The sequence below is a fragment of the Rhodosalinus sp. 5P4 genome (genome assembly GCF_041365695.1).
Lineage (GTDB): Bacteria > Pseudomonadota > Alphaproteobacteria > Rhodobacterales > Rhodobacteraceae > Rhodosalinus.
Genome location: NZ_JBGFSJ010000007.1, coordinates 118268 through 138166, shown reverse-complemented (window position 1 = coordinate 138166; position 19899 = coordinate 118268). Strand labels below are relative to the sequence as shown.

21 protein-coding genes and 1 other RNA gene are annotated in these 19899 nt (G+C 70.4%); 15 read left to right on the top strand and 7 right to left on the bottom strand.

Features of this window, described 5'->3' with window-relative positions; genetic code table 11:
- Positions 1 to 17 precede the first annotated feature (17 nt).
- From AB6A69_RS14100 to AB6A69_RS14080, 5 genes are all read left to right on the top strand, one after another.
- The gene (locus tag AB6A69_RS14100) at positions 18 to 725 is read left to right on the top strand and encodes a hypothetical protein (protein WP_371037896.1); all 708 of its coding nucleotides are present in this window, start codon (positions 18 to 20) and stop codon (positions 723 to 725) included.
- Positions 686 to 1402, top strand: coding sequence for an N-acetylmuramoyl-L-alanine amidase (locus AB6A69_RS14095; protein WP_371061240.1), 717 nt, complete (start codon positions 686 to 688; stop codon positions 1400 to 1402). Before AB6A69_RS14100 ends, AB6A69_RS14095 begins: the two co-directional genes overlap by 40 nt.
- A gap of 33 nt (positions 1403 to 1435) precedes the next feature.
- An RNA gene (rnpB, locus tag AB6A69_RS14090) (RNase P RNA component class A) lies at positions 1436 to 1817 on the top strand.
- Positions 1818 to 1944: 127 nt separating this feature from the next.
- Positions 1945 to 2112, top strand: a complete 168-nt coding sequence (rpmG, locus tag AB6A69_RS14085) for a 50S ribosomal protein L33 (RefSeq protein ID WP_371037894.1) — start codon at positions 1945 to 1947, stop codon at positions 2110 to 2112.
- A gap of 94 nt (positions 2113 to 2206) precedes the next feature.
- Positions 2207 to 2896: a VIT family protein gene (locus tag AB6A69_RS14080; RefSeq protein ID WP_371054530.1), complete on the top strand. Its 690-nt coding sequence runs from the start codon at positions 2207 to 2209 to the stop codon at positions 2894 to 2896.
- Positions 2897 to 2979: 83 nt separating this feature from the next.
- On the opposite strand, the gene AB6A69_RS14075 is transcribed toward AB6A69_RS14080, so the two are convergent.
- The gene (locus tag AB6A69_RS14075) at positions 2980 to 3753 is read right to left on the bottom strand and encodes a Bax inhibitor-1 family protein (RefSeq protein WP_371054529.1); all 774 of its coding nucleotides are present in this window, start codon (positions 3751 to 3753) and stop codon (positions 2980 to 2982) included.
- A gap of 148 nt (positions 3754 to 3901) precedes the next feature.
- Positions 3902 to 4120: a DUF1127 domain-containing protein gene (locus AB6A69_RS14070; protein ID WP_371061239.1), complete on the bottom strand. Its 219-nt coding sequence runs from the start codon at positions 4118 to 4120 to the stop codon at positions 3902 to 3904.
- 107 nt (positions 4121 to 4227) lie between these two features.
- Here AB6A69_RS14070 and AB6A69_RS14065 point away from each other — a divergent pair, with 107 nt between their 5' ends.
- Complete coding sequence (locus tag AB6A69_RS14065) at positions 4228 to 5079, top strand: LysR family transcriptional regulator (RefSeq protein WP_371061238.1); 852 nt, start codon at positions 4228 to 4230, stop codon at positions 5077 to 5079.
- Here AB6A69_RS14065 and AB6A69_RS14060 read toward each other — a convergent pair.
- On the bottom strand, positions 5076 to 6050 hold the full coding sequence (locus tag AB6A69_RS14060) for an NADPH:quinone oxidoreductase family protein (protein WP_371061284.1): 975 nt from the start codon (positions 6048 to 6050) through the stop codon (positions 5076 to 5078). The genes AB6A69_RS14065 and AB6A69_RS14060 overlap by 4 nt on opposite strands.
- 248 nt (positions 6051 to 6298) lie before the next feature.
- Here AB6A69_RS14060 and AB6A69_RS14055 point away from each other — a divergent pair, with 248 nt between their 5' ends.
- The 7 genes from AB6A69_RS14055 (at position 6299) to AB6A69_RS14025 (ending at position 13141) form a co-directional block, all read left to right on the top strand.
- Positions 6299 to 6682 (top strand): helix-turn-helix domain-containing protein, encoded by a 384-nt coding sequence (locus tag AB6A69_RS14055; RefSeq protein ID WP_371054527.1) that lies wholly within the window; start codon positions 6299 to 6301, stop codon positions 6680 to 6682.
- A 6-nt stretch (positions 6683 to 6688) separates the two neighbouring features.
- Complete coding sequence (hisN, locus tag AB6A69_RS14050) at positions 6689 to 7516, top strand: histidinol-phosphatase (protein WP_371061237.1); 828 nt, start codon at positions 6689 to 6691, stop codon at positions 7514 to 7516.
- Positions 7517 to 7587: 71 nt separating this feature from the next.
- Positions 7588 to 8985 carry a magnesium transporter gene (gene mgtE / locus AB6A69_RS14045; protein WP_371037887.1) on the top strand — a complete coding sequence of 466 codons (1398 nt, stop codon included), beginning with the start codon at positions 7588 to 7590 and terminating at the stop codon, positions 8983 to 8985.
- Positions 8982 to 9539 carry a 5-formyltetrahydrofolate cyclo-ligase gene (locus AB6A69_RS14040; RefSeq protein ID WP_371061236.1) on the top strand — a complete coding sequence of 186 codons (558 nt, stop codon included), beginning with the start codon at positions 8982 to 8984 and terminating at the stop codon, positions 9537 to 9539. The genes mgtE and AB6A69_RS14040 overlap by 4 nt, the downstream gene beginning before the upstream one ends.
- A 53-nt stretch (positions 9540 to 9592) precedes the next feature.
- Positions 9593 to 10405, top strand: coding sequence for a YmdB family metallophosphoesterase (locus AB6A69_RS14035; protein WP_371061235.1), 813 nt, complete (start codon positions 9593 to 9595; stop codon positions 10403 to 10405).
- Positions 10406 to 10407: 2 nt separating this feature from the next.
- A complete protein-coding gene (locus AB6A69_RS14030; protein WP_371061283.1) occupies positions 10408 to 11340 on the top strand; it encodes a DMT family transporter in 933 nt (310 codons plus the stop codon).
- Between the two features lie 85 nt (positions 11341 to 11425).
- A complete protein-coding gene (locus AB6A69_RS14025) occupies positions 11426 to 13141 on the top strand; it encodes an SLC13 family permease (RefSeq protein WP_371061282.1) in 1716 nt (571 codons plus the stop codon).
- On the opposite strand, the gene AB6A69_RS14020 is transcribed toward AB6A69_RS14025, so the two are convergent.
- Both AB6A69_RS14020 and AB6A69_RS14015 read right to left on the bottom strand, forming a co-directional pair.
- A complete protein-coding gene (locus AB6A69_RS14020) occupies positions 13116 to 14018 on the bottom strand; it encodes a DMT family transporter (RefSeq protein ID WP_371061234.1) in 903 nt (300 codons plus the stop codon). The two genes, AB6A69_RS14025 and AB6A69_RS14020, sit on opposite strands and share 26 nt — an antisense overlap.
- A gap of 233 nt (positions 14019 to 14251) precedes the next feature.
- Complete coding sequence (locus AB6A69_RS14015) at positions 14252 to 16021, bottom strand: SLC13 family permease (RefSeq protein ID WP_371061233.1); 1770 nt, start codon at positions 16019 to 16021, stop codon at positions 14252 to 14254.
- 144 nt (positions 16022 to 16165) lie between these two features.
- Between AB6A69_RS14015 and AB6A69_RS14010 the strand changes: the two genes are divergently transcribed.
- Both AB6A69_RS14010 and AB6A69_RS14005 read left to right on the top strand, forming a co-directional pair.
- On the top strand, positions 16166 to 16912 hold the full coding sequence (locus AB6A69_RS14010) for a YebC/PmpR family DNA-binding transcriptional regulator (protein ID WP_371037882.1): 747 nt from the start codon (positions 16166 to 16168) through the stop codon (positions 16910 to 16912).
- Positions 16913 to 16976: 64 nt separating this feature from the next.
- Positions 16977 to 17891, top strand: a complete 915-nt coding sequence (locus AB6A69_RS14005) for a DMT family transporter (RefSeq protein ID WP_371054523.1) — start codon at positions 16977 to 16979, stop codon at positions 17889 to 17891.
- Between the two features lie 12 nt (positions 17892 to 17903).
- Here the strand turns inward: AB6A69_RS14005 and choV are convergent, their stop codons facing one another.
- Positions 17904 to 18935 (bottom strand): choline ABC transporter ATP-binding protein, encoded by a 1032-nt coding sequence (gene choV / locus AB6A69_RS14000; RefSeq protein WP_371061232.1) that lies wholly within the window; start codon positions 18933 to 18935, stop codon positions 17904 to 17906.
- Positions 18932 to 19765, bottom strand: coding sequence for a choline ABC transporter permease subunit (gene choW, locus AB6A69_RS13995; protein WP_371037879.1), 834 nt, complete (start codon positions 19763 to 19765; stop codon positions 18932 to 18934). Before choW ends, choV begins: the two co-directional genes overlap by 4 nt.
- Between the last annotated feature and the right edge of the window lie 134 nt (positions 19766 to 19899).

Here is a 19899-nt window from a genome sequence, read left to right as displayed (position 1 = left end):
GAGATGAGGCAGGGCTGATGATGGTGCGTGCGTTTGCAGTCGCGCTGGGGCTTTCGGCCCTTGCGGCGTGTTCCCCGGCGGTGCCCGACAGCGGACCGGGTTTCGACGATTACGATGTCTACGAGGCGCGGCGCGCAGCGCGCGACGCGGCGCTGGAGGCGCCCGTCACGGTGCGTCCGCCGGCCGCCGCCGAAAGCCCGCTCGACGCCGCAAGGGCCGCGCTGGCCGAGCCCGGCGCATCCGGGGAGGCCGCCGCGGCACCGCCGCGCAGCGCGCGCGAGGATCCGATGCAGGCGTCTCCGTCGAACCCGCCGCCGGTCGTCGTGAACAATCCGGGGCTATCGGACGAGAACGACTTCGAGGCCGTCTCGGAACGCCGCGGCATCGAGAGCGACGCGGAGCGGCTTGCCCGTGCGCAGGCCCAGTATCAGGTCATCCAGCCCGAGGCGCTGCCGGAAAGACCGGGCGCGCGTGAGCCCAATGTCGTGGCCTTCGCGCTGCAAACCACCCATCCCGTGGGCACGCGCGTCTGGAGCAGGGCCGGGATCAATGCCGAGGCCCGGTTCCGGCGTAACTGCGCCGAGTACGCCTCTTCCGACAGGGCGCAGGCGGACTTCCTCGCCCGGGGCGGGCCCGAGCGCGATCCGCGCGGGCTCGATCCCGACGGTGACGGCTATGCCTGCGCATGGACTCCCGCGCCGTTCCGGGCGGCCGTGCGCGACTGAGCGCGCCGCGCTGGCATCCGTCGCCCAATTTCGGGCCGCGCCGCGATGGCGCGCGGCCCGACATGGTGATCCTGCACTACACGGCGATGGAGGGTGCCGCGGCCGCGCTCGAGCGGCTTTGCGAGCCGGGGCCGGAGGTTTCGGCGCATTATCTTCTCGGGGCGGACGGCGCGGTCTGGCAACTCGTGGCCGAGGAGGCGCGGGCGTGGCATGCGGGCGCGGGGGCCTGGGGCGACGTGGATGACGTGAACTCGCGCTCCATCGGGATCGAGCTTGCCAACCGGGGCGATCATCCCTTCGCCGCGGCCCAGATGACGGCGTTGGAGCATCTTCTCGCGGGGGTGATGGCGCGCTGGGCGATCCCGCCCGAGCGCGTGTTGGGCCACTCCGACATCGCGCTGGGGCGGAAGATCGATCCGGGCCCGAGATTCGACTGGCGGCGGCTGGCGCGCGGGGGGCTCGCCGTCTGGCCGGCGCCGGCCGCGCCCGGCGATTTCCTGGCCGACGCCCGGCGCGCGGGCTACCGCTGGGCCGGCACGACCGAGGACGCGGAAACGCTTGTGTGCGATGCCTTTCGTCTGCGGTTCCGGCCCTGGGGGCGCGGACCCGTCGGCGCAGCCGACCGCGCGATGATGGCGGGGCTCGCCGCGGGCTGGCCCTGCCTGGGTGGGGATTGACCGGCGGCGCGCGCGTGCCTATTTCCACGTGGCGCGGAGGGCCGGATGGCCGCGGCCCCTCGGGGTCGAGGAAAGTCCGGACTCCAGGAAGCGACGGTGCCGGGTAACGCCCGGGCGGGGCAACCCGACGGATAGCGCCACAGAGAACAGACTGCCCGCGTCCGACGCGGGTGAGGGTGAAACGGTGGGGTAAGAGCCCACCGGGCCTCCGGCAACGGCGGCCGCATGGCAAGCCCCACCGGGAGCAATGCCGAATAGGGACCTCGCGCGGGGCGATCCCCCGCAGGGCGCGCTTCGGCCCAGAGGTCCGGGTTGGCAGCTCGAGGCGCGCGGGCAACCGCGCGTCCAGATGAATGGCCATCCAGGGGGCGCTCGCGCCCCTGGACAAAATCCGGCTTACAGGCCCTCCGCGCAAGTTTTCCGGCCCGATGTCCCGGCTGTCGTCAGGCGCCGGGATTCCGGTTGACACGACGGGCCGCGCCGGTAAAAGGCGGGCTTCAGGAATTCCACGGGGGCTCGCCCTCCGTTGCAGGAGTAGGACCATGGCGAAGCCGACGACCATCAAGATCCGCCTGAACTCCACGGCGGGGACCGGGCATTTCTACGTCACGAAGAAGAACGCCCGCACCATGACCGAGAAGTTCACCATCCGGAAATTCGATCCGGTGGCGCGCAAGCATGTCGAATACAAGGAAGGCAAGATCAAGTGATCTGAGCCGACCACCGAAGAGACCAGGGGCCACGCCGCGCGCGTGGCCCTTTTCGTATCAGCCCCGTCGCGATTGAGTTGCAGTAAAGACAGCGATGCCGAAGGAAGGTCACTACGTCACCCGGACCGGCTGGTTGCGCGCGGCGGTGCTGGGCGCGAATGACGGCATCGTCTCGACCGCGAGCCTTCTCGTGGGCGTGCTCGCGGCCGGCATGGACCGTCCCGCGGTTCTGTTGACGGGCCTCGCGGGGCTTACGGCGGGGGCGTTCTCGATGGCGGCGGGCGAATACGTGTCGGTCGCCGCGCAGTCGGACTCGGAGGCCGCCGATCTCGAGCGTGAACGCCGCGCGCTGGCGCAGGATCCCGACTACGAGCTGGAAGAGCTTGCCGGCGGGCTCGAGGCGCGCGGCGTGGCGGAGGATCTCGCGGTGGAGGTCGCGCGGCAGATGACCGATCACGACGCGCTCGACGCCCATGCGCGCGAGGAACTGGGCCTGAGCTATTCGGCGCCGCCCGAACCGTTGCGTGCGGCTGTGGCGTCGGCGGCGGCCTTCGCGATCGGGGCCGGCCTGCCGCTCGGGGCCGCGGTCCTCGCGCCTCAGGGCGGTGCCGCGCTGGGCATGGTGGCCGCGGTGACGCTTGTCGCGCTCGCGCTTCTCGGCGCCGCGGGCGCCCTGGCGGGCGGTGCGCCAGTGGGACGGGCGGTGATCCGCGTGCTGCTCTGGGGTGGGCTGGCGATGGCGGTCACGGCGGGCGTCGGGCGGATCTTCCACATGGCGGTGTGACGGCGGTCCCGCCGCGCTCGCGGCACGAAAAAGGGGCCGGTCTGATGACCGGCCCCTCGCGCGTTTCCGTTAAACGATCGGGCTTATTCCTGCTGGCCCATGAACATGAGCAGGAACTGGAACATGTTCAGGAAGCTGATGTAGAGCGCGAGCGCCCCGTCATAGGCCGCCTTGTCCAGCCAGTCCTGATCGCCATGCGCGGCGTGCGCGACGTAGGTGCTCTTGATCTCCTGCGTGTGGAACGCCGTCAGGCCGGCGAAGATCAGCACGCCGAGCGCCGAGATCGCGAACATCATCGCGGGCGACTGCAGGAAGATGTTGATGACCATGGCCACGATCAGGCCGATCACGCCCATCACCAGGAACGATCCCCAGCCCGACAGGTCCCGCTTCGTGGTGTAGCCCCAGAGCGAGAGGCCCGCGAAGGCGATCGCGGTCACGAGGAAGGTCTGCGTGATCGAGTAGGACGTGAACACCAGGAAGATCGAGCTGAGCGACAGCCCGATCAGTGCAGCGAAGCCGAAGAAGGCCAGTTGTACCGCCGCCGCGGGCGCGCGGCGCAGGAGCGAGCCCCAGCCGAAGAAGATGAATGCCAGCGGCGCGAGCATGATGACCCAGCGCAGCGGCGACATGTAGATCGCCTGCCCGAGACCGGTCAGGTACTCGCCCTCGCGGAGCATGACGCCCGTCGGCTCGGTCGTCGTCGCGAGACCCGAAATCGCCCAGGCGGCCAGCGCGGTGATGAGCATGCCCACGGACATGGTGCCGTAGACCTTGTTCATGTGGGCGCGCAGCCCCGCGTCGATTTCCGCGCTGCGGACACCGGTCGCCGTCCGCATCGTGTTGTATTCAGCCATTTTCCGTCAAGCCTCCGTCCAAGATCCCTGCTGAGACGCAACCGCATGCACGCGGGCAGCGGTCCTCACGGAGAATATCGGTAGGACAGGGGCAGTTTTCAAGGTTTTCCGGTGCTGGATCGCGCGATATGCGACGCCGTGCCCCGTTTCAGCGCCGCCAATACGCCGGCACGTCCCAGATCGGGCGGCAGGCCTCCGCCAGCGCCTCATCGCGGGTGAGGCCGATGTCCCTCAGCCGGCTTGCGTCGAGCTTGGCCAGCGCGCGGCGCTGACGGGCGAGTGCGAACATGTCGCCAAGCCGGGCCAGGCGGATGCGCGGGGCGGGACGCGCACGCCCCAGCGTGGTTTCGGAGTGCATGAGTGTCATCCTTGTTTCGTGATCAAAGGGGTCGGTGTGATTTCAAGGGTTGATGTAGGGGCGCCCAAAGAATATTGGAAACGAATGTTTTTGAATAATCAGATCAACAGGAGTGATTGATGCGGAACCTGGACATCGGCGTTCTGCGCTCCTTCGTCGCGGTGGCCGAAACCGGCGGCGTGACACGGGCGGCGGGACTTTTGAACCTGACGCAATCGGCCGTCTCCATGCAGCTCAAGCGCCTCGAGGAGGTTCTGGGCCTTGCCGTCCTAGAGCGGTCGGGCCGGGGGGTCGCGCTGACCGGTGCGGGCGAGCAGCTTCTGGGCTACGCGCGGCGCATGGTGGAAACCAATGACGAGGCGTTCAGCCGCCTGACCCACAAGGCGTTCGAGGGCGAGATCGTGCTCGGCGTGCCGCTCGACATCGTGAACCCGGTGATCCCGCAGGTGCTGCGCCGGTTCGCCACCGATTTCCCGCGCGTGAAGGTGCAGCTTCTGTCGCTTTACACCGATATGCTGAAGGACATGCTCGCGCGCGGCGCGTGCGATTTGATCCTGACGACCGAGGCGCGGGCCGACGCGGGCGCCGAGACGCTGCGCGAGGTTCCGTTGCGCTGGGTCGGCGCGCCGGGCGGCAGCGCGGCGCGGTCGCGGCCGCTGCGGCTGGGCTATTGCCGCCACTGCACGTTCCGTCGTGGCGACATCGCGCGGCTCGACGCGGCCGGCATCCCCTGGGAGATGGCGGTGGAGTCGGATTCCGACCGCACGATCGAGGCCACGGTGAGTGCCGATCTCGCGGTGACGACCATGCTCGAGGGCACCGAGCCCGGGCACCTGGAATGCCTGCCCCCGGGCACGCTGCCCGATCTCGGCGTGCAGAAGATCAACCTTTACCGGAACCCGACCGCGACCCCCGAGGTGGCCGACGCGCTTTGCGAGCTCCTGCGGCAGGGGTATGGCGGGCTCTAGCCCGGCGCGTCGCCGATGCGCACCACGACCTTGCCCGTGGCGCGACGCGTGCGCAGAAGCTCCAGCGCCTCGCCCGCCTCGCAGAGCGGCAGGACATGGCCGACATGCGGGGCGAGCCGTCCCTCGCCATGCCAGCGCAGGAGTTCCGCGAGGCTCGCGGTGACCGCCTCGGGGCGGAAACGGAAGTAGCCGCCCCAGTAGAAGCCCATCACCGACAGGTTCTTGACCAGCAGATGGTTGGCGCGGATCTCTGGCATCTCGCCGCTCGCGAAGCCGATGGAGAGGATCCGCGCCTCGGGCCGCGCGGCGCGCAGCGCCGCCGCGAAAAGCGGCCCGCCCACCGGGTCGTAGACGACATCCGCGCCGCCCAGGGCGTGCACGCGCTCGCGCAGCTCGCCCGCCTCGCTGTCCACCAGATGCGCCGCGCCGGCGCGGCGCGCGATCTCCAGCCGGTCGGCGCCGCGGGCGCAGGCGACGACCTCGGCGCCCATCAGCGCCCCGATCTCCACCGCCGTAAGCCCCACGCCGCCGGCCGCGCCCAGCACCAGCAGCCTTTCGCCCGGTTCGAGCCGCGCGCGCCGCGCGAGCGCGAGGTGGCTGGTGCCGTAGGCCACGAGAAAGCCCGCCGCGGTCACGTCGTCCATCGAGCCGGGCAGGGGAACCGCCCGCTCGGCCGGAAAGCAACCCAACTCGGCAAGCCCGCCATGGCCGCCGAAGACGGCCACGCGGGTGCCGGGGGCGGGCCCGCGCGTTCCGGGCCCGAGCGCCTCGACGCGGCCCGCGACCTCCATCCCCGGTGTGAAGGGGGCGTCGGGCATGTCCTGGTAGGTGCCGCGCAGCATCAGCAGATCGGCGAAATTCAGTCCGCAGGCCGAGATGCGCACCAGCACTTCGCCCGGGCCCGGCCGGGGCCGGGCGATCCGGACGAGCCGGGGCGTCGCGCCCTGCGCCTCGACGCGGAAGGCGCGCATTTCGGTGTCGTCTGCGCTCATGTGTCCCGTCCTTTCGATCCTGCCGCCGCTTCGCAAGCCGTCTTGTGGTTTACCCAACGTCAAGAAAAAAACGACTCCTCCAAGAATCGGGATTTGCTATATCGCGCCGCTATCTGCGGTCCCGGCCGTGATCCACCTCGAACGACCCGCGTGTGCGAGCGAGGCGCCGGGTCCGCGAGGTGGTCAGACGAGACTGTGACGAGTGGTCCTTCCTGTCGGAGGTTTTCATGGTTCATCCCGTTGACGTTCATGTTGGCCGACGGATCCGCCAGCGGCGTTTGCTGATCGGCATGACGCAGCAGCAACTGGCGCAGGCCGTCGGCATAAAGTTCCAGCAGATCCAGAAATACGAAACCGGCGCGAACCGCGTCAGCGCGTCCCGGCTCTGGGACATCGCCGACGCGCTCGACGTGCCGGTCAGCGTTTTCTTCGAGGGGATCGACGGCGGCGCCGACACGTCCGGGGGGACGGCCTCGCGGTCGCGCGGCGTGCCCGCCAGCCTGCTCGATGACAAGGAGGCGCTGGATCTCGTGCGATCCTACTACGCCATCCCCGCGAACCAGCGCCGGCGCCTCTTCGAGTTGGCGCGCGTTCTCGGCGACGTGGTCTGAACCGCGGTGACGTCGGACCGGCTCAGCCGCCCACCCCTCCCGCAGGACGAGCAGGCCGCGATCGTCGCGACCGCCGACGCGCTCGCGGAGACGGCCCGGCGTGCCGTGCTGCCCCATTTCCGAAATCCCGCGCTTGGCGCCGACAACAAGGCGGCCCGGGGCTACGATCCGGTCACCGAGGCCGACCGCGCCGCCGAGACGGCGATGCGCGCGCATCTGGCCCGCGCCCGGCCCCGCGACGCCATCCTCGGCGAGGAGTTCGGCGAGGTTGCGGGCGAGAGCGGCCTGACCTGGATGCTCGATCCCATCGACGGCACGCGCGCCTTCATCGTGGGCGCGCCGACATGGGGGGTGCTGATCGCGCTCTGCGACGCGGGCGGGCCGGTCTACGGCGTGATCGACCAGCCCTACACCGGGGAGCGTTTCGCGGGCGGGTTCGGCGCGGCGCGCATGACCGGCCCCGCAGGCGCCCGGACCCTCGCCACGCGCGCCACCCGCAGCCTGGACGAGGCGATCCTTCTGACGACCTTCCCCGAGATCGGCAGCGCGGACGAGCGCGCGGGCTTTGCGGACGTGGCGGCGCAGGTGCGGCTGGTGCGTTATGGCCTCGATTGCTACGCCTACGCGCTTCTGGCCGCGGGGCATGTCGACCTCGTGATCGAGGCCGGGCTCGCACCCTACGACATCGCCGCGCCCATCGCGGTGATCGAGGCGGCCGGGGGATGCGTCACGGACTGGCGCGGGGGCCCCGCGCATGGCGGCGGCCGCGTGCTCGCCGCCGCCAACGCCGACGTGCACGCCGCCGCGCTGCACATCCTCGCGCGGGTGCCCTGATCGGTGCGCGGCCCCTGTCGCTTGCGACCGGCTTCGCATAGATATCCGCCCATCGGCAGGAGGGGCGCGGCATGAACGACGACACGGACCAGATCGAGCCCGAAGCGGACCTCGAGGACGAAGACGCATACGCTCTCGATCGACGCAAGGTGGCAGCGGTCCTCGAGGCCGTCGACCGCGACGACGCGGGCGAACTCGCCGACCTGCTGGAGCCGCTGCACGCCGCCGACATCGCGGACCTGATCGAACAGATCAACCCGTTCGACCGCCGGCGCCTCGTGGCGCTCGCCGGGTCGGCGATCGACGGCGAGATCCTCAGCGAACTCGAGGAGAGCATCCGCGAGGACGTGATCGCGCTGCTGCGTCCCGAGGTGCTGGCCGACGCCGTGCGCGACCTCGACAGCGACGACGTCGTGGACCTGCTGGAGGATATGGAGGCCGACCAGCAGCAGGCGCTTCTGGGCGCGCTGTCCGCCTCCGAGCGCGCGGCGGTGCAGCAGTCGCTCACCTATCCCGAGCAGTCGGCCGGGCGTCTCATGCAGCGCGAGGTCGTGATGGCGCCCGAGCACTGGACGGTGGGGCAGTCGATCGACCACATGCGCGAGCGCGAAGACCTGCCGGAGCAGTTCTACCACGTCATCCTCGTGGATCCGAAGCTGCATCCCGTCGGAAACGTCACTCTGGGCAAGATCATGTCCTCGCGCCGGAACGTGCCGCTGCGCGATCTCGTGGAAGACTCGTTCCGCGTGATCCCGGCCACCCAGGACGAGGGCGACGTGGCCTACGCCTTCAACCAGTATCACCTCATCTCGGCCCCGGTGGTGGACGAGAACGAACGGCTCGTCGGCGTGATCACCATCGACGACGCGATGGCGGTCCTCGACGAGGAGCACGAGGAGGACATTCTCCGCCTCGCCGGCGTGACCGAGGAGGCGAGCCTCGCCGACACGGTGCTCGAGGCGGCGCGCGGCCGCGCCACCTGGCTTTTCGTGAACCTTCTGACGGCGATCTTCGCCTCCGTGGTGATCGACCTTTTCGCCGATACCATCGAGCAGATGGTCGCGCTCGCCGTATTGATGCCCATCGTGGCCTCGATGGGCGGCAATGCGGGCACGCAGACCATGACGGTGGCGGTGCGCTCCATCGCCACCCGCGACCTGACCTCGCAGAACGCCTTGCGCGTGGCCTGGCGCGAGCTGTCGGTGGGCGCGCTCAACGGCGCGCTCTTCGGGCTGCTCATGGCGGGGGTGGCGGCGGCCTGGTTCGGGGTGCCGATGCTCGCGGCCGTGATCGCGCTGGCGATGCTGCTCACGCAACTCTCGGCCGCGCTTGCGGGGATCGCGATCCCGATCCTGCTGGACCGGCTCGGCATCGACCCGGCGCTCGCGTCGGGGCCATTCGTGACCACGGTGACCGATGTCGTCGGCTTCTTCGCCTTCCTCGGCCTGGCGACCGTGGTGCTGCTGTGAGCGCGCTCGAGGAAGAGAAGAGGGCCGCGCGCGCGGCGGCCTTCGCGCGCCGCAAGGCGGCCTTCGAGGCGCAGGGCCCGGACGCGGCGGCGCATCTCTCGGCCTTTCTCGCCGGTCACCGGGGCGTTGCCGTCTCGGGCTACCTGCCCATCCGGACCGAGATAGACCCGCGCCCCGCCATGGCCGAGGCCGTGGCCCATGGCCCGGTCGGCGTCCCGGTGATCCGCGGCCCCGGGAGGCCGCTGGTGTTCTCGCGCTGGCGACCGGGCTGCGTGCTCGTGCCGGGCCCCTTCGGCGCCGAGGTGCCGCAGGACGAGGAACTGATCGAGCCCCGCATCGTGATCGTGCCTCTGGTGGCCTTCGACCGGAAGGGCGGGCGGCTGGGCTACGGGGGCGGTTTCTACGACCGGACGCTCGCGCGCCTGCGCGCGGCGCGGCCGACGCTGGCGGTGGGCTTCGCCTTCGCCGCGCAGGAGGCAGAGGCGCTGCCGCTGGAGGAGACCGACCAGCCGCTCGACCTCGTGGTGACCGAGGCGGGCCTCATCGAGGTCTGAAACCCGCGTTTCGCCCTTGCCGAGCGGCCCATGCCGCCCTAGGCCCAACACGCATGAAGATGCTTTACCTGGGAGACGTCGTCGGCCGCGCCGGCCGGGAGGCGGTGACCGCGCGGCTGCCGAAGCTGCGCGAGGATTGGCGGCTGGATTTCGTCGTGGTGAACGGCGAGAACGCGAGCCACGGCATGGGCCTCACGGGCGCGCATGCGAAGCTCTTCCTCGATGCCGGGGCGGACGTGGTCACGCTGGGCGACCATGCCTTTGACCAGAAGGACATGCTTCAGTTCATCGAGACCGAGCCGCGCATCATCCGCCCGCTGAACTACGCCAAGACCGCGCCGGGGCGCGGGCAGGGCGTCTTCGCCGCGCGGGGCGGGCGGAAGGTGCTCGTCGCGCAGGCGCTCGGGCGGGTGTTCATGAACCGCGCCTTCGACGACCCGTTCTCGGCCGTGGACGCGACGCTGCGCGCCCATCCGCGCGGCGGCATGGTGCAGGCGGCGATCGTGGATATCCATTGCGAGGCCACGTCGGAAAAGATGGGCATGGGCCATTTCTGCGACGGTCGCGCGAGCCTCGTGGTCGGAAGCCACACGCATGTCCCCACGGCCGACGCCCAGATCCTGCCCGGCGGAACCGCCTTCCAGTCCGACGCGGGCATGTGCGGCGACTACAACTCGGTGATCGGCATGGACCGCGCCGAGCCCCTGCGCCGTTTCGTCACCGGCATGGGCAAGGGCCGGTTCGTGCCGGCCGAGGGGGAGGCCACGCTCTGCGGCACCTATGTCGAGACCGACGACCGGACCGGCGCGGCCACCCGCGTCGCGGCGGTGCGCCTCGGCGGGCGGCTCGCGGAGGCGCACCCGTGACCATGTCCGAGCGGGTGGGCCTCGTCCTCGCGCTGGTCGTTCTCGGGGCAGGGTGGGGGCTGACGCAGCCGCTGGCCAAGATCGCGGTGACGGGCGGCTACCGGCATTTCGGGATGATCTTCTGGCAGCTCGCGATCGGCGCCGTGGCGCTTGGCGCGCTCTGCCTCGCGCGGGGGCGGCGGCTGCCGCTCGGGCCGCGCCACCTGAAGCTTTACGCGCTCGTCGCGCTGATCGGGACGATCCTGCCCAACTCGGCGAGCTACCAGGCCGCGGGGCACCTGCCGGCGGGGGTGATCTCGATCCTGATCTCGCTGGTGCCGATGTTCGCCTTTCCCGTCGCCCTCGCGCTCGGGATCGACCGCGTGTCCTGGCTGCGCCTCGCCGGGCTTTCCGCCGGGCTTCTCGGCGTCGTCCTTCTCGTCGCGCCCGAGACGAGCCTGCCCGATCCGGCGATGATCCTCTGGGTGCCGGTGGCGCTGGTCGCGCCGTTTTTCTACGCGCTCGAGGGCAATTACGTCGCCCGGTGGGGCACCGAGGGGCTGGACGCCATCCAGACGCTGTTCGGCGCCTCGGTGATCGGCTGCGCGCTGGCCTTGCCGCTCGCCGTCGGGTCGGGCCAGTGGATCGATCCGCGCCCGCCCTGGGAGCTGCGGGACCTGGCCGTGGCGGGGATCGCGGTCGTGCATGCCGGGGTCTACGCGGGCTATGTCTGGATGGTGGGCCGCGCCGGGGCCGTCTTCGCGGCGCAGGTCAGCTATCTCGTCACGCTCTGGGGCATCGTCTGGGCCAAGCTCATTCTGGGCGAAAGCTATTCGGGATGGGTCTGGGGCGCGCTCGCGCTGATGATGGTGGGCCTCTTTCTGGTGCAGCCGCGCCCCCGCGGCGCGGCTCTTGCCCCGGTGCTGCCGGTGGAGCAGACTGGCCGCCGCGCCTGAGGCCGGCCGGGGACCGTCATTGATCGAATTACTGCACCTCAGCCCGTCCGCCGAAGCGGCGGTGGCGCTTGCCACGGTGGGCGTGATGTTCGTGCTGTTCGTGCGCGAGGTCTACCCGACCGAAGTGGTGGCGCTGGGCGGCGCGGCCTTCCTGCTCGTCACGGGCATCCTGCCCTACGAGGCGGGGCTCGCCGTTCTTTCGAACCCCGCGCCCTGGACCATCGCGGCGATGTTCATCGTCATGGGGGCCCTCGTGCGTACCGGCGCGCTCGACGCCTTCACGTCGCTCGCCGCCGCGCAGGCCACCACCCGCCCGCGCCTCGCGCTCGCGCTGCTGCTGGCCTTCGTGATCGCCGCCTCGGCGGTGGTGTCCAACACGCCCGTGGTCGTCGTGATGATCCCGGTCTTCGTCCAGCTCGCCCGGTCGATGGGGCTGCCGGTCTCGAAGCTGCTGATCCCGCTCTCCTACGCGGCCATCCTCGGCGGCACGCTCACGCTGATCGGCACCTCGACGAACCTTCTGGTGGACGGGGTCGCGCGCTCGCAGGGGCTTGCACCCTTCACCATCTTCGAGGTCACGCCGCTGGGCCTTGCGCTGGTGACGTGGGGAATGATCTATCTTCGCCTCTTCGGAGTGCGCCTGCTGCCCGAGCGCGGCAGCCTGGCCGACCTGCTGTCGGACAGATCGCGGATGAAGTTCTTCACCGAGGCGGTGATCCCGCCCGAATCGAACCTGATCGGCCGCGAGGTGCTCGGCGTGCAGCTCTTCAAGCGTGAGGGCGTGCGGCTCGTCGACGTGATCCGGGGCGACGAGTCGCTGCGCCGCGATCTCGACGGCGTCACGCTTCAGGTCGGCGACCGGGTGGTGCTGCGCACCCAGATGACCGAGCTTCTGAGCCTACAGAACAACAAGTCGCTCAGGCGCGTCGATCAGATCTCGGCCAAGGAGACGACGACGGTGGAAGTGCTGATCACCCCGGGCGCCCGCATGGTCGGCCGTCGGCTGGGCGACCTGCGCCTGCGCCGGCGCTACGGGGTCTACCCGCTCGCCGTGCACCGCAGGAACCAGAACATCGGCCGCAAGATCGACGACCTGGTGGTGCGGGTGGGCGACACGCTTCTTCTGGAAGGGGCGCCCGAGGACATCAACCGGCTGGCGCAGGACATGGGGCTCGTAGATGTCTCGCACCCCTCGGCGCGCGCCTTCCGGCGCGGACATGCGCCGCTCGCGGTGGCGGCGCTGATCGGTATCGTGGCGCTTGCCGCGTTCGGTCTTGCGCCGATCCTCATGCTGGCGATCGTGGCGGTCGCGCTCGTGCTGCTGACGCGCTGCATCGACGCGGACGAGGCGTTCTCCTTCGTGGACGGGCGGCTTCTGGCGCTGATCTTCTCGATGCTGGCGGTCGGCGCGGCGCTGGAGTCGTCCGGCGCCGTCGCGCTGATCGTGGAGACCGCGGCGCCCTGGCTTCACGGCCTGCCCGCGCCGCTGGTGGTCTGGGCGGTCTACCTGCTCACCTCGGTGCTGACCGAACTCGTCTCCAACAACGCGGTAGCGGTGGTGGTGACGCCGATCGCCATCGGCCTGGCCGAGGCGATGGGCGTGGACCCGCGCCCGCTCGTCGTGGCGGTGATGGTCGCGGCCTCGGCCAGCTTCGCAACGCCCATCGGCTACCAGACCAACACCATGGTCTACGGCCCAGGCGGCTATCGCTTCACCGATTTCCTGAAGGTGGGCATCCCGCTCAACCTGACCATAGGGATGCTCGCCTCGGCGCTCATCCCGCTGATCTGGCCGCTCTGAGCCGGCGTGACCGGCGCAGCCCGATCCAGTTGCTGATGGCGAGCGCGCCGAGAACCATCGCCCCGCCCGCGAGTGTCCAGGGTCCAGGCGCCTCGTCGACGATCGCCCAGACGAGCAGGGGCCCGAGAATGGCCTCGAGCAGCATGATCAGGCTCACATCCGCCGCGGGCAGGTAGCGCGGGCCCGTGGCGAGGCAGGCGAAAGCCACCGGCACCACGAAAAGGCCCATGGCCGCCATCCAGATCCGGTCGGGCGCGGGGACGGCCACGCCCGGCGCCACGAGCCCCGCGAAAAGCCCCGCGGCGAGCGCGCCGAGCCCGGTGAACGGCACCGCGCTGCCCGAACTCCGCGTGGCGCGTGCGAGAGAGAAGACGACCGCGAGGCAGACCGCCGCGACGAGCGCCGCCGCGTCGCCGGCAAGCGACCCGGTCGCGCCGCCGCCCTTCGCGCTGCCCGCCGCGATCACGGCGATGCCGACCAGTGTCGCGGCGATGGTGATCCAGGTGCGCCGGCCCACCGTCTCGCCCAGCACAAAGCGGGCGATGAGGGCCGCGAAGACGGGCGAGGTGGACAGGATGAAGAGCGTGTTGGCGACGAGCGTGTTCGTCGCGGAATAGACGAAGGCGATGTTGCCGATGCCGTAGGCCACCGCGATCCCCAGCCCGGTGGGGCCGGCGCGCAGGAGGCTGCGCAGTCCGCGCGCGCCGGTCAGGGCGAGGTAGACGCCGAGGATCAGCGCGCCCGACAGCGTGCCGCGCCAGAAGGTCTGCGTCCAGGCCCCGGCGTCGATCAGCCGGATGAGGAGGGTGTCGGGCGATATGACGATCACGCCCGCAAGCGTGATCGCCAGCCCCTTGGCGTAGTCGCTCGAGGTCATGCGGCGCCGTCGGGCCCGTGAGGGCGCGTCGCGGGAGTGAGCAAGATCTGGGCCATGGGACGACGTCCTTCGTTTCGATGTGTCTTCGGGCAGAAACGCCCACGCGGCCGCGCGGCGACGGGTAGGGCCGCCGGCAGCGCGGCCTCGCCCGTGCCCCGCGCCGGGCCATGTGGTGTGGGCGATGTCCGTTCGGCCGGGAGCCTAGGGTGCGGGGCACGCCCCGGCAATCCCGCTCAGACCCAGACCAGCAGGATGACCGGCACGGCCACGGCCACCACGATCACCTCGAGCGGCAGGCCCATCTGCCAGTAGTCGCCGAAGCGATAGCCGCCCGGGCCCAGGATCAGCGTGTTGTTCTTGTGCCCTATGGGGGTGAGGAAGGCGCAGGACGCGCCCACCGCCACCGCCATCAGGAACGCATCGGGCGACACGCCGAGCGCGCGGGCCATCTCGATCGCCACGGGCGCGGCCACGACCGCCGTCGCGGTGTTGTTCAGCACGTCCGAGAGCGTCATCGTCACCACCATGAGCGCGGCCAGAACGGCCCAGACCGGCCAGCCCGCGGTGAGGCTCGTGAGGTTTTCCGCGATGAGCCGCGTGCCGCCCGCCGCGTCGAGCGCGCCGCCAAGGGCGATCATGCTGCCCAGAAGCACCAGCACCGGCCATTCCACGTGGTCGTAAAGCTCGCGCGCGGGGAGGATGCCGAGCAGAACGTATCCGACCACGACGATGCCGAGGCCGATGGGCAGGTAGACGAGCCCCACGCTCGCCGCCGCCACCGCCGCGGCGAAGAGCCCGATGGCCGCCCAGGTCTTGGTGTTCTGCGTCACCGTGAGGCCGCGGTCGGCCAGGGGCAGCACTCCAAGCCACTCCACGACGGTCGTCGCGCTTTCCTTCGGCGCGAGCAGAAGCAGGATGTCGCCCGGCCGCACCTTGGTGCGCCGCATCTGTTCGGTGATGCGCCGGCCCTGCCGCGAGATGCCCATGAGAACCGTGTGCTGGCGCCAGAGAAGCCCGACGGAGTGCACGGTCTTTCCCGCGATCCGTGCGCCTTCGGGCACCACGACCTCGATCAGGGTCAGGCCCGATCCCTCCGCCTTGAGCTTGTCTTCGTGCCCCTTGTCCGCGAAGCCGAGCGAGAGCGCGCTGCGGAACTCCTCGAGCGCGGCGGGCGTGGCCTCCAGCACCAGCGCGTCGCCCGCTTGCAGTTTCGTGTTGGCCGAGGTGCCGTAGCGCCGCTTGTCGTCCCGGATCAGGCCGATGATCGCGACATCGGTCTCCTCCGCCGTGACGTAGAGTTCCCGCACGCGCTTGCCGATCACCTCGCTGTCGTCGGGCACGGTCAGTTCGGCGACGTATTCGGTGACCTTCTCGACATGCTCGGCGACGTCGCCGCGCGCCGGGATCAGGCGCCAGCCCACCAGGGCCACGAAGGCCAGGCCCGCCACCGCGGTCGCCACGCCCACGGGCGCGAAGTCGAACATGCCGAAAGGCGCGCCGAGGCTCTCTTCGCGGATGCCCGCGATGATGATGTTGGGCGGGGTTCCGATCAGCGTGACCATGCCGCCGAGGATCGTGGCGAAGGACAGCGGCATCAGGGTCCTGCCGGGCGGCCGGCCCGCCTTGCGCGCGGTCGTCACGTCCACCGGCATCAGGAGCGCCAGCGCCGCCACGTTGTTGATGAAACCCGAGAGCGCGGCGCCGATCCCGCCCATCACGGCGATATGCCCCTGAACGCCGCGTGCGCTGTCGGTCACGGTCCGGGTCAGAAGATGCACCGCGCCCGACCGGACGAGCCCCGCCGAGACGATGAGGACCAGCGCGACGATCACCACCGCCGGGTGGCCGAAGCCCGCGAACGCCTCGTCCTCGGGAACGACACCCAGCGCAACGCCCGCCAGCAGCGCCGAGAAGGCCACGATGTCGTAGCGCCAGCGCCCCCAGACCAGCAGTGCGAACACCGCGCCGAAGAGCGCGAAGAGGATGGTCTGCTCGAACGTCATGGCTGCGACCATAGCCACCGCCACGCCGGGGCGGAAGGTGCCGCGCCGCTTTCGCGTGCGCCGGGCGGCGGGATTGCTCCGGCCCGGCGCATTGCCTATAGACGCGGGCAGTCGTCAGACGAGACACAGATCAGAGGTCCCTTCATGGCCGGCCATTCCAAATGGGCCAACATCCAGCACCGCAAGGGGCGCCAGGATGCGGCACGCTCCAAGCTCTTCTCCAAGCTCTCCAAGGAGATCACCGTCGCCGCCAAGATGGGCGACCCCGATCCCGACAAGAACCCGCGGCTGCGCCTCGCGATCAAGGACGCGAAGGCGAGTTCCATGCCCAAGGACAACATCGAGCGCGCGATCAAGAAGGCCGCGGGCGGCGAGGGCGACGCCTACGAGGAGATCCGCTACGAGGGCTACGGCCCGGGCGGCGTGGCGGTGATCGTCGAGGCGATGACCGACAACCGCAACCGCACCGCCTCGAACGTGCGCGCGACCTTCGGCAAGCACGGCGGGAACCTGGGCGAGACGGGCTCGGTCGGGTTCATGTTCGAGCGCAAGGGCGAGATCGTCTACCCGGCCTCCGTGGGCGACGCCGAAGCGGTGCTGGAAGCCGCGATCGAGGCGGGCGCCGAGGACGTGGAAAGCTCGGGTGACGGGCACGTGATCTGGTGCGTGGACACCGACCTCAACGACGTCGCCTCGGCGCTCGAGGAAAACCTGGGCGAGTCGGAGACCACGCGCCTTGTCTGGAAACCCGCCACCACCACGGAACTCGACCTGGAGGGGATGCAGAAGCTGATGAAGCTCGTCGACGCCCTCGAGGACGACGACGACGTGCAACGCGTCACCACCAACTTCGATGCCTCCGACGAGGTGATGGAGCAACTCGCCTCCTGATCGGCCTCGGGGCGCGGGCAGCGGGGCCTTGCCCCCGCCCGCGCTTTGCGGTCCCTTGCGCGGCATGGCAACGCCCGCACCCCTTCCTGAACCGCGCCCCGTCGCGGGTGTCCTCTGGATGCTCCTGACAGGCCTCTGCTTCGTGGCGGTCATCGCGCTCGTGAAATACCTGGGCGACGGCATCCCCGCGGCGCAGTCGGCCTTCCTGCGCTATCTGCTGGGCCTCGTTTTCGTGCTGCCGATGCTGCGCCCGCTCCTGCGCGCGCGGCCGACGCGGCGCGAGCACGGGCTTTTCGCCGCGCGGGGGCTTCTCCATGCGCTGGGCGTGATCCTGTGGTTCTACGCGATGACGCGCATTCCCATCGCCGAGGTCACGGCGATGAACTACCTCTCGCCGGTCTACGTCACGCTGGGCGCGGCGATTTTCCTTGGCGAAAGGCTGGCGGTCCGGCGGGTGGCGGCGGTGGTCGTCGCGCTGATGGGCGCGCTGCTGATCCTGCGGCCGGGCTTTCGCGACCTCGATCCGGGACACCTCGCCATGCTGGGCACGGCGGTGATCTTCGGCGGGTCCTACCTTCTTGCCAAGGCGCTGTCGGACGCGGCGAGCCCGGCGGTGGTGGTGGCGATGCTGTCCTTCTGGGTGACGGCGGGGCTCGCCCCGGTGGCGCTCGCCGTCTGGGTGCCGCCCAGCATGCATGACCTCGCGGTGCTTCTGGGCGTGGCCTTCTTCGCCACGGCGGGGCACTTCACCATGACGCTGGCCTTCCGCGCGGCCCCGATCACCGTGACCCAGCCGGTCACCTTCCTTCAGCTCGTCTGGGCGGTGACGCTGGGCGCGGTCGTCTTCGGCGAACCGGTCGATCCCTTCGTGATCCTGGGCGGGCTCGTGATCGTGGGCTCGGTGGTCTTCATCTCCTGGCGCGAGGCGGTGCTGAAACGCCGCTCCATCACGCCGCCGGCTCCGGCCACCAAGCTCTGAGCGCGGCGCGGCTCAGGTGCCGCGCGGGTCGATCAGGCGGGAGAGGATGCCGTTCCGGGTGATCCGCCCGACGAGACGGCCATCCTCCATGACCCCGACCGGCGTCTCGTGGCCTTGCGCGGCCTCCATGACCTCGTGGATTGTGGCGCCAGGGGAGACGGTGATCTCCGGCATGTGGCCGGTCGCCGGTTCCATCACGTCGCGGGCGGTCAGAACGCCGAGCGGGTTCATGTGGGCCACGAACTCGGCCACGTAGTCGGTGGCGGGATCGGTGAAGATCTGCTGCGGCGTGCCGCACTGGACGATCCGCCCGCCCTCCATGATGGCGATGCGATTGCCGATCTTGAACGCCTCGTCGAGATCGTGGGAGACGAAGACGATGGTGCGGCGCAGGCGCTCCTGCAGCTCCAGAAGCTCGTCCTGAAGCCGCGTGCGGATGAGCGGGTCGAGCGCGGAGAAGGGTTCGTCCATCAGCAGGATCGGCGCATCCGTCGCGAAGGCGCGGGCGAGGCCCACGCGCTGCTGCATGCCGCCCGAAAGCTCGCCCACCTTGCGGTCGGCCCAGTCCGAAAGGCCGACGAGCTCGAGTTGCGCGGCGACCCGCTCGCGCCGTTCCGCCCTGGAAACCCCCGCAAGCTCGAGCCCGAGCCCCACGTTCTCGGCCACCGTCCGCCAGGGCAGGAGGCCGAACTGCTGGAACACCATCGCGACGTGGCGCTGGCGCATCCGGCGCAGCGTCGCCGCGTCGGCGTGGGTCACGTCCACCATGTGCTCGCCGTCGTTCACCCGCACCTGGCCGCGCGCCACCGGGTTGAGCCCGTTGACCGCCCGCAACAGCGTGGACTTGCCCGAGCCCGACAGCCCCATCAGCACGACGATCTCGCCGGTTTCGACCTCGAGCGTGCAGTCGTGCACGCCGAGCACCTGTCCCGTGGCCGCCTGCACCTCGGCGCGGGTCCGGCCCTCGTCCATCAGCGGCAGGGCGCGCCCGGGCGCCTCGCCGAACACGATGGAGACATTGTCGAACTCGACCGCGGCGGTCATTTGCGTTCCACCCGGAGCATGCGGTCGAGGATGATGGCCACGACCACGATGACGAAGCCCGACTCGAAGCCGAGCGAGGTGTTGACCTGGTTGAGCGCGCGCACCACCGGCACGCCGAGCCCGTCCGCGCCCACCAGCGCCGCGATCACCACCATGGAGAGCGAGAGCATGATGGTCTGGTTGAGCCCGGTCATGATCTGAGGCAGCGCGTAGGGCAGTTCCACCTTCCAGAGCGTCTGCCCGTCGGTCGCGCCGAAGGCGCGCGCGGCCTCCAGAAGCGCCGTGGGCGTGGACGAGATACCGAGATGGGTCAGCCGGATCGGCGCGGGCAGCACAAAGATCACCGTGGCGATGAGGCCGGGAACCATCCCGATGCCGAAGAAGACGATTGCCGGGATGAGGTAGACGAAGGGGGGCAGCGTCTGCATCAAATCGAGCACCGGCCGGAGCCACGCGTAGAAGCCCGGGCGATGCGCGGCCGCGATGCCGACGGGAACGCCCACCCCCATGCAGACCACGCAGGCCGAGGCGACGAGCGTGATGCTTTCCAGCGTTTCCTCCCAGTAGCCCTGGTTGAGGATGAAGAGGAAGCCGAGGAAGGTGAAGAGCGGCGCCTTCCATGTGCGCTGCAACGCGAAGGTCAGCGCGGTGAAGGCGGCCACGACGATCAGGGGGTGCGGCGTCTCCAGCACCCAGAGGATCGCGTCGATGAGCGCCTCCATGGCGCCGGCGAGCCCGTCGAAGAACCATGCGCCATTGACCTGAAGCCAGTCGAACATGGTCCCGGCGACATCGCCGACCGGGATCTTGCGCTCGGTGAGCCACTCCATATGCCGTGTTTCCCTGTCCTGTCGGGCCTGTTCTGGCGGCCGGGGCGCGTGTGCGCGCGGCCCGATACGGATCGCACCGCCGCCCCTGCCGACCTCTCCCCGTGGGCCGGGGGCGCGGCGCCTCGCGGCGCCGC

Bases quoted from the DNA above. Each gene is read 5' to 3' on its own strand.
- AB6A69_RS14030 (WP_371061283.1), top strand. From the start codon at position 10,408: ATGTCCGAGCGGGTGGGCCTCGTCCTCGCGCTGGTCGTTCTCGGGGCA.
- choW (WP_371037879.1), bottom strand. From the start codon at position 19,765: ATGGAGTGGCTCACCGAGCGCAAGATCCCGGTCGGCGATGTCGCCGGG.
- AB6A69_RS14075 (WP_371054529.1), bottom strand. From the start codon at position 3,753: ATGGCTGAATACAACACGATGCGGACGGCGACCGGTGTCCGCAGCGCG.
- rpmG (WP_371037894.1), top strand. From the start codon at position 1,945: ATGGCGAAGCCGACGACCATCAAGATCCGCCTGAACTCCACGGCGGGG.
- AB6A69_RS14080 (WP_371054530.1), top strand. From the start codon at position 2,207: ATGCCGAAGGAAGGTCACTACGTCACCCGGACCGGCTGGTTGCGCGCG.
- AB6A69_RS14100 (WP_371037896.1), top strand. From the start codon at position 18: ATGATGGTGCGTGCGTTTGCAGTCGCGCTGGGGCTTTCGGCCCTTGCG.
- AB6A69_RS14095 (WP_371061240.1), top strand. From the start codon at position 686: ATGGACTCCCGCGCCGTTCCGGGCGGCCGTGCGCGACTGAGCGCGCCG.
- AB6A69_RS14060 (WP_371061284.1), bottom strand. From the start codon at position 6,050: ATGCGCGCCTTCCGCGTCGAGGCGCAGGGCGCGACGCCCCGGCTCGTC.
- AB6A69_RS14055 (WP_371054527.1), top strand. From the start codon at position 6,299: ATGGTTCATCCCGTTGACGTTCATGTTGGCCGACGGATCCGCCAGCGG.
- choV (WP_371061232.1), bottom strand. From the start codon at position 18,935: ATGACCGCCGCGGTCGAGTTCGACAATGTCTCCATCGTGTTCGGCGAG.
- mgtE (WP_371037887.1), top strand. From the start codon at position 7,588: ATGAACGACGACACGGACCAGATCGAGCCCGAAGCGGACCTCGAGGAC.
- AB6A69_RS14005 (WP_371054523.1), top strand. From the start codon at position 16,977: ATGGCAACGCCCGCACCCCTTCCTGAACCGCGCCCCGTCGCGGGTGTC.
- AB6A69_RS14070 (WP_371061239.1), bottom strand. From the start codon at position 4,120: ATGACACTCATGCACTCCGAAACCACGCTGGGGCGTGCGCGTCCCGCC.
- AB6A69_RS14020 (WP_371061234.1), bottom strand. From the start codon at position 14,018: ATGACCTCGAGCGACTACGCCAAGGGGCTGGCGATCACGCTTGCGGGC.
- AB6A69_RS14015 (WP_371061233.1), bottom strand. From the start codon at position 16,021: ATGACGTTCGAGCAGACCATCCTCTTCGCGCTCTTCGGCGCGGTGTTC.
- AB6A69_RS14010 (WP_371037882.1), top strand. From the start codon at position 16,166: ATGGCCGGCCATTCCAAATGGGCCAACATCCAGCACCGCAAGGGGCGC.
- AB6A69_RS14025 (WP_371061282.1), top strand. From the start codon at position 11,426: ATGTTCGTGCTGTTCGTGCGCGAGGTCTACCCGACCGAAGTGGTGGCG.
- AB6A69_RS14035 (WP_371061235.1), top strand. From the start codon at position 9,593: ATGAAGATGCTTTACCTGGGAGACGTCGTCGGCCGCGCCGGCCGGGAG.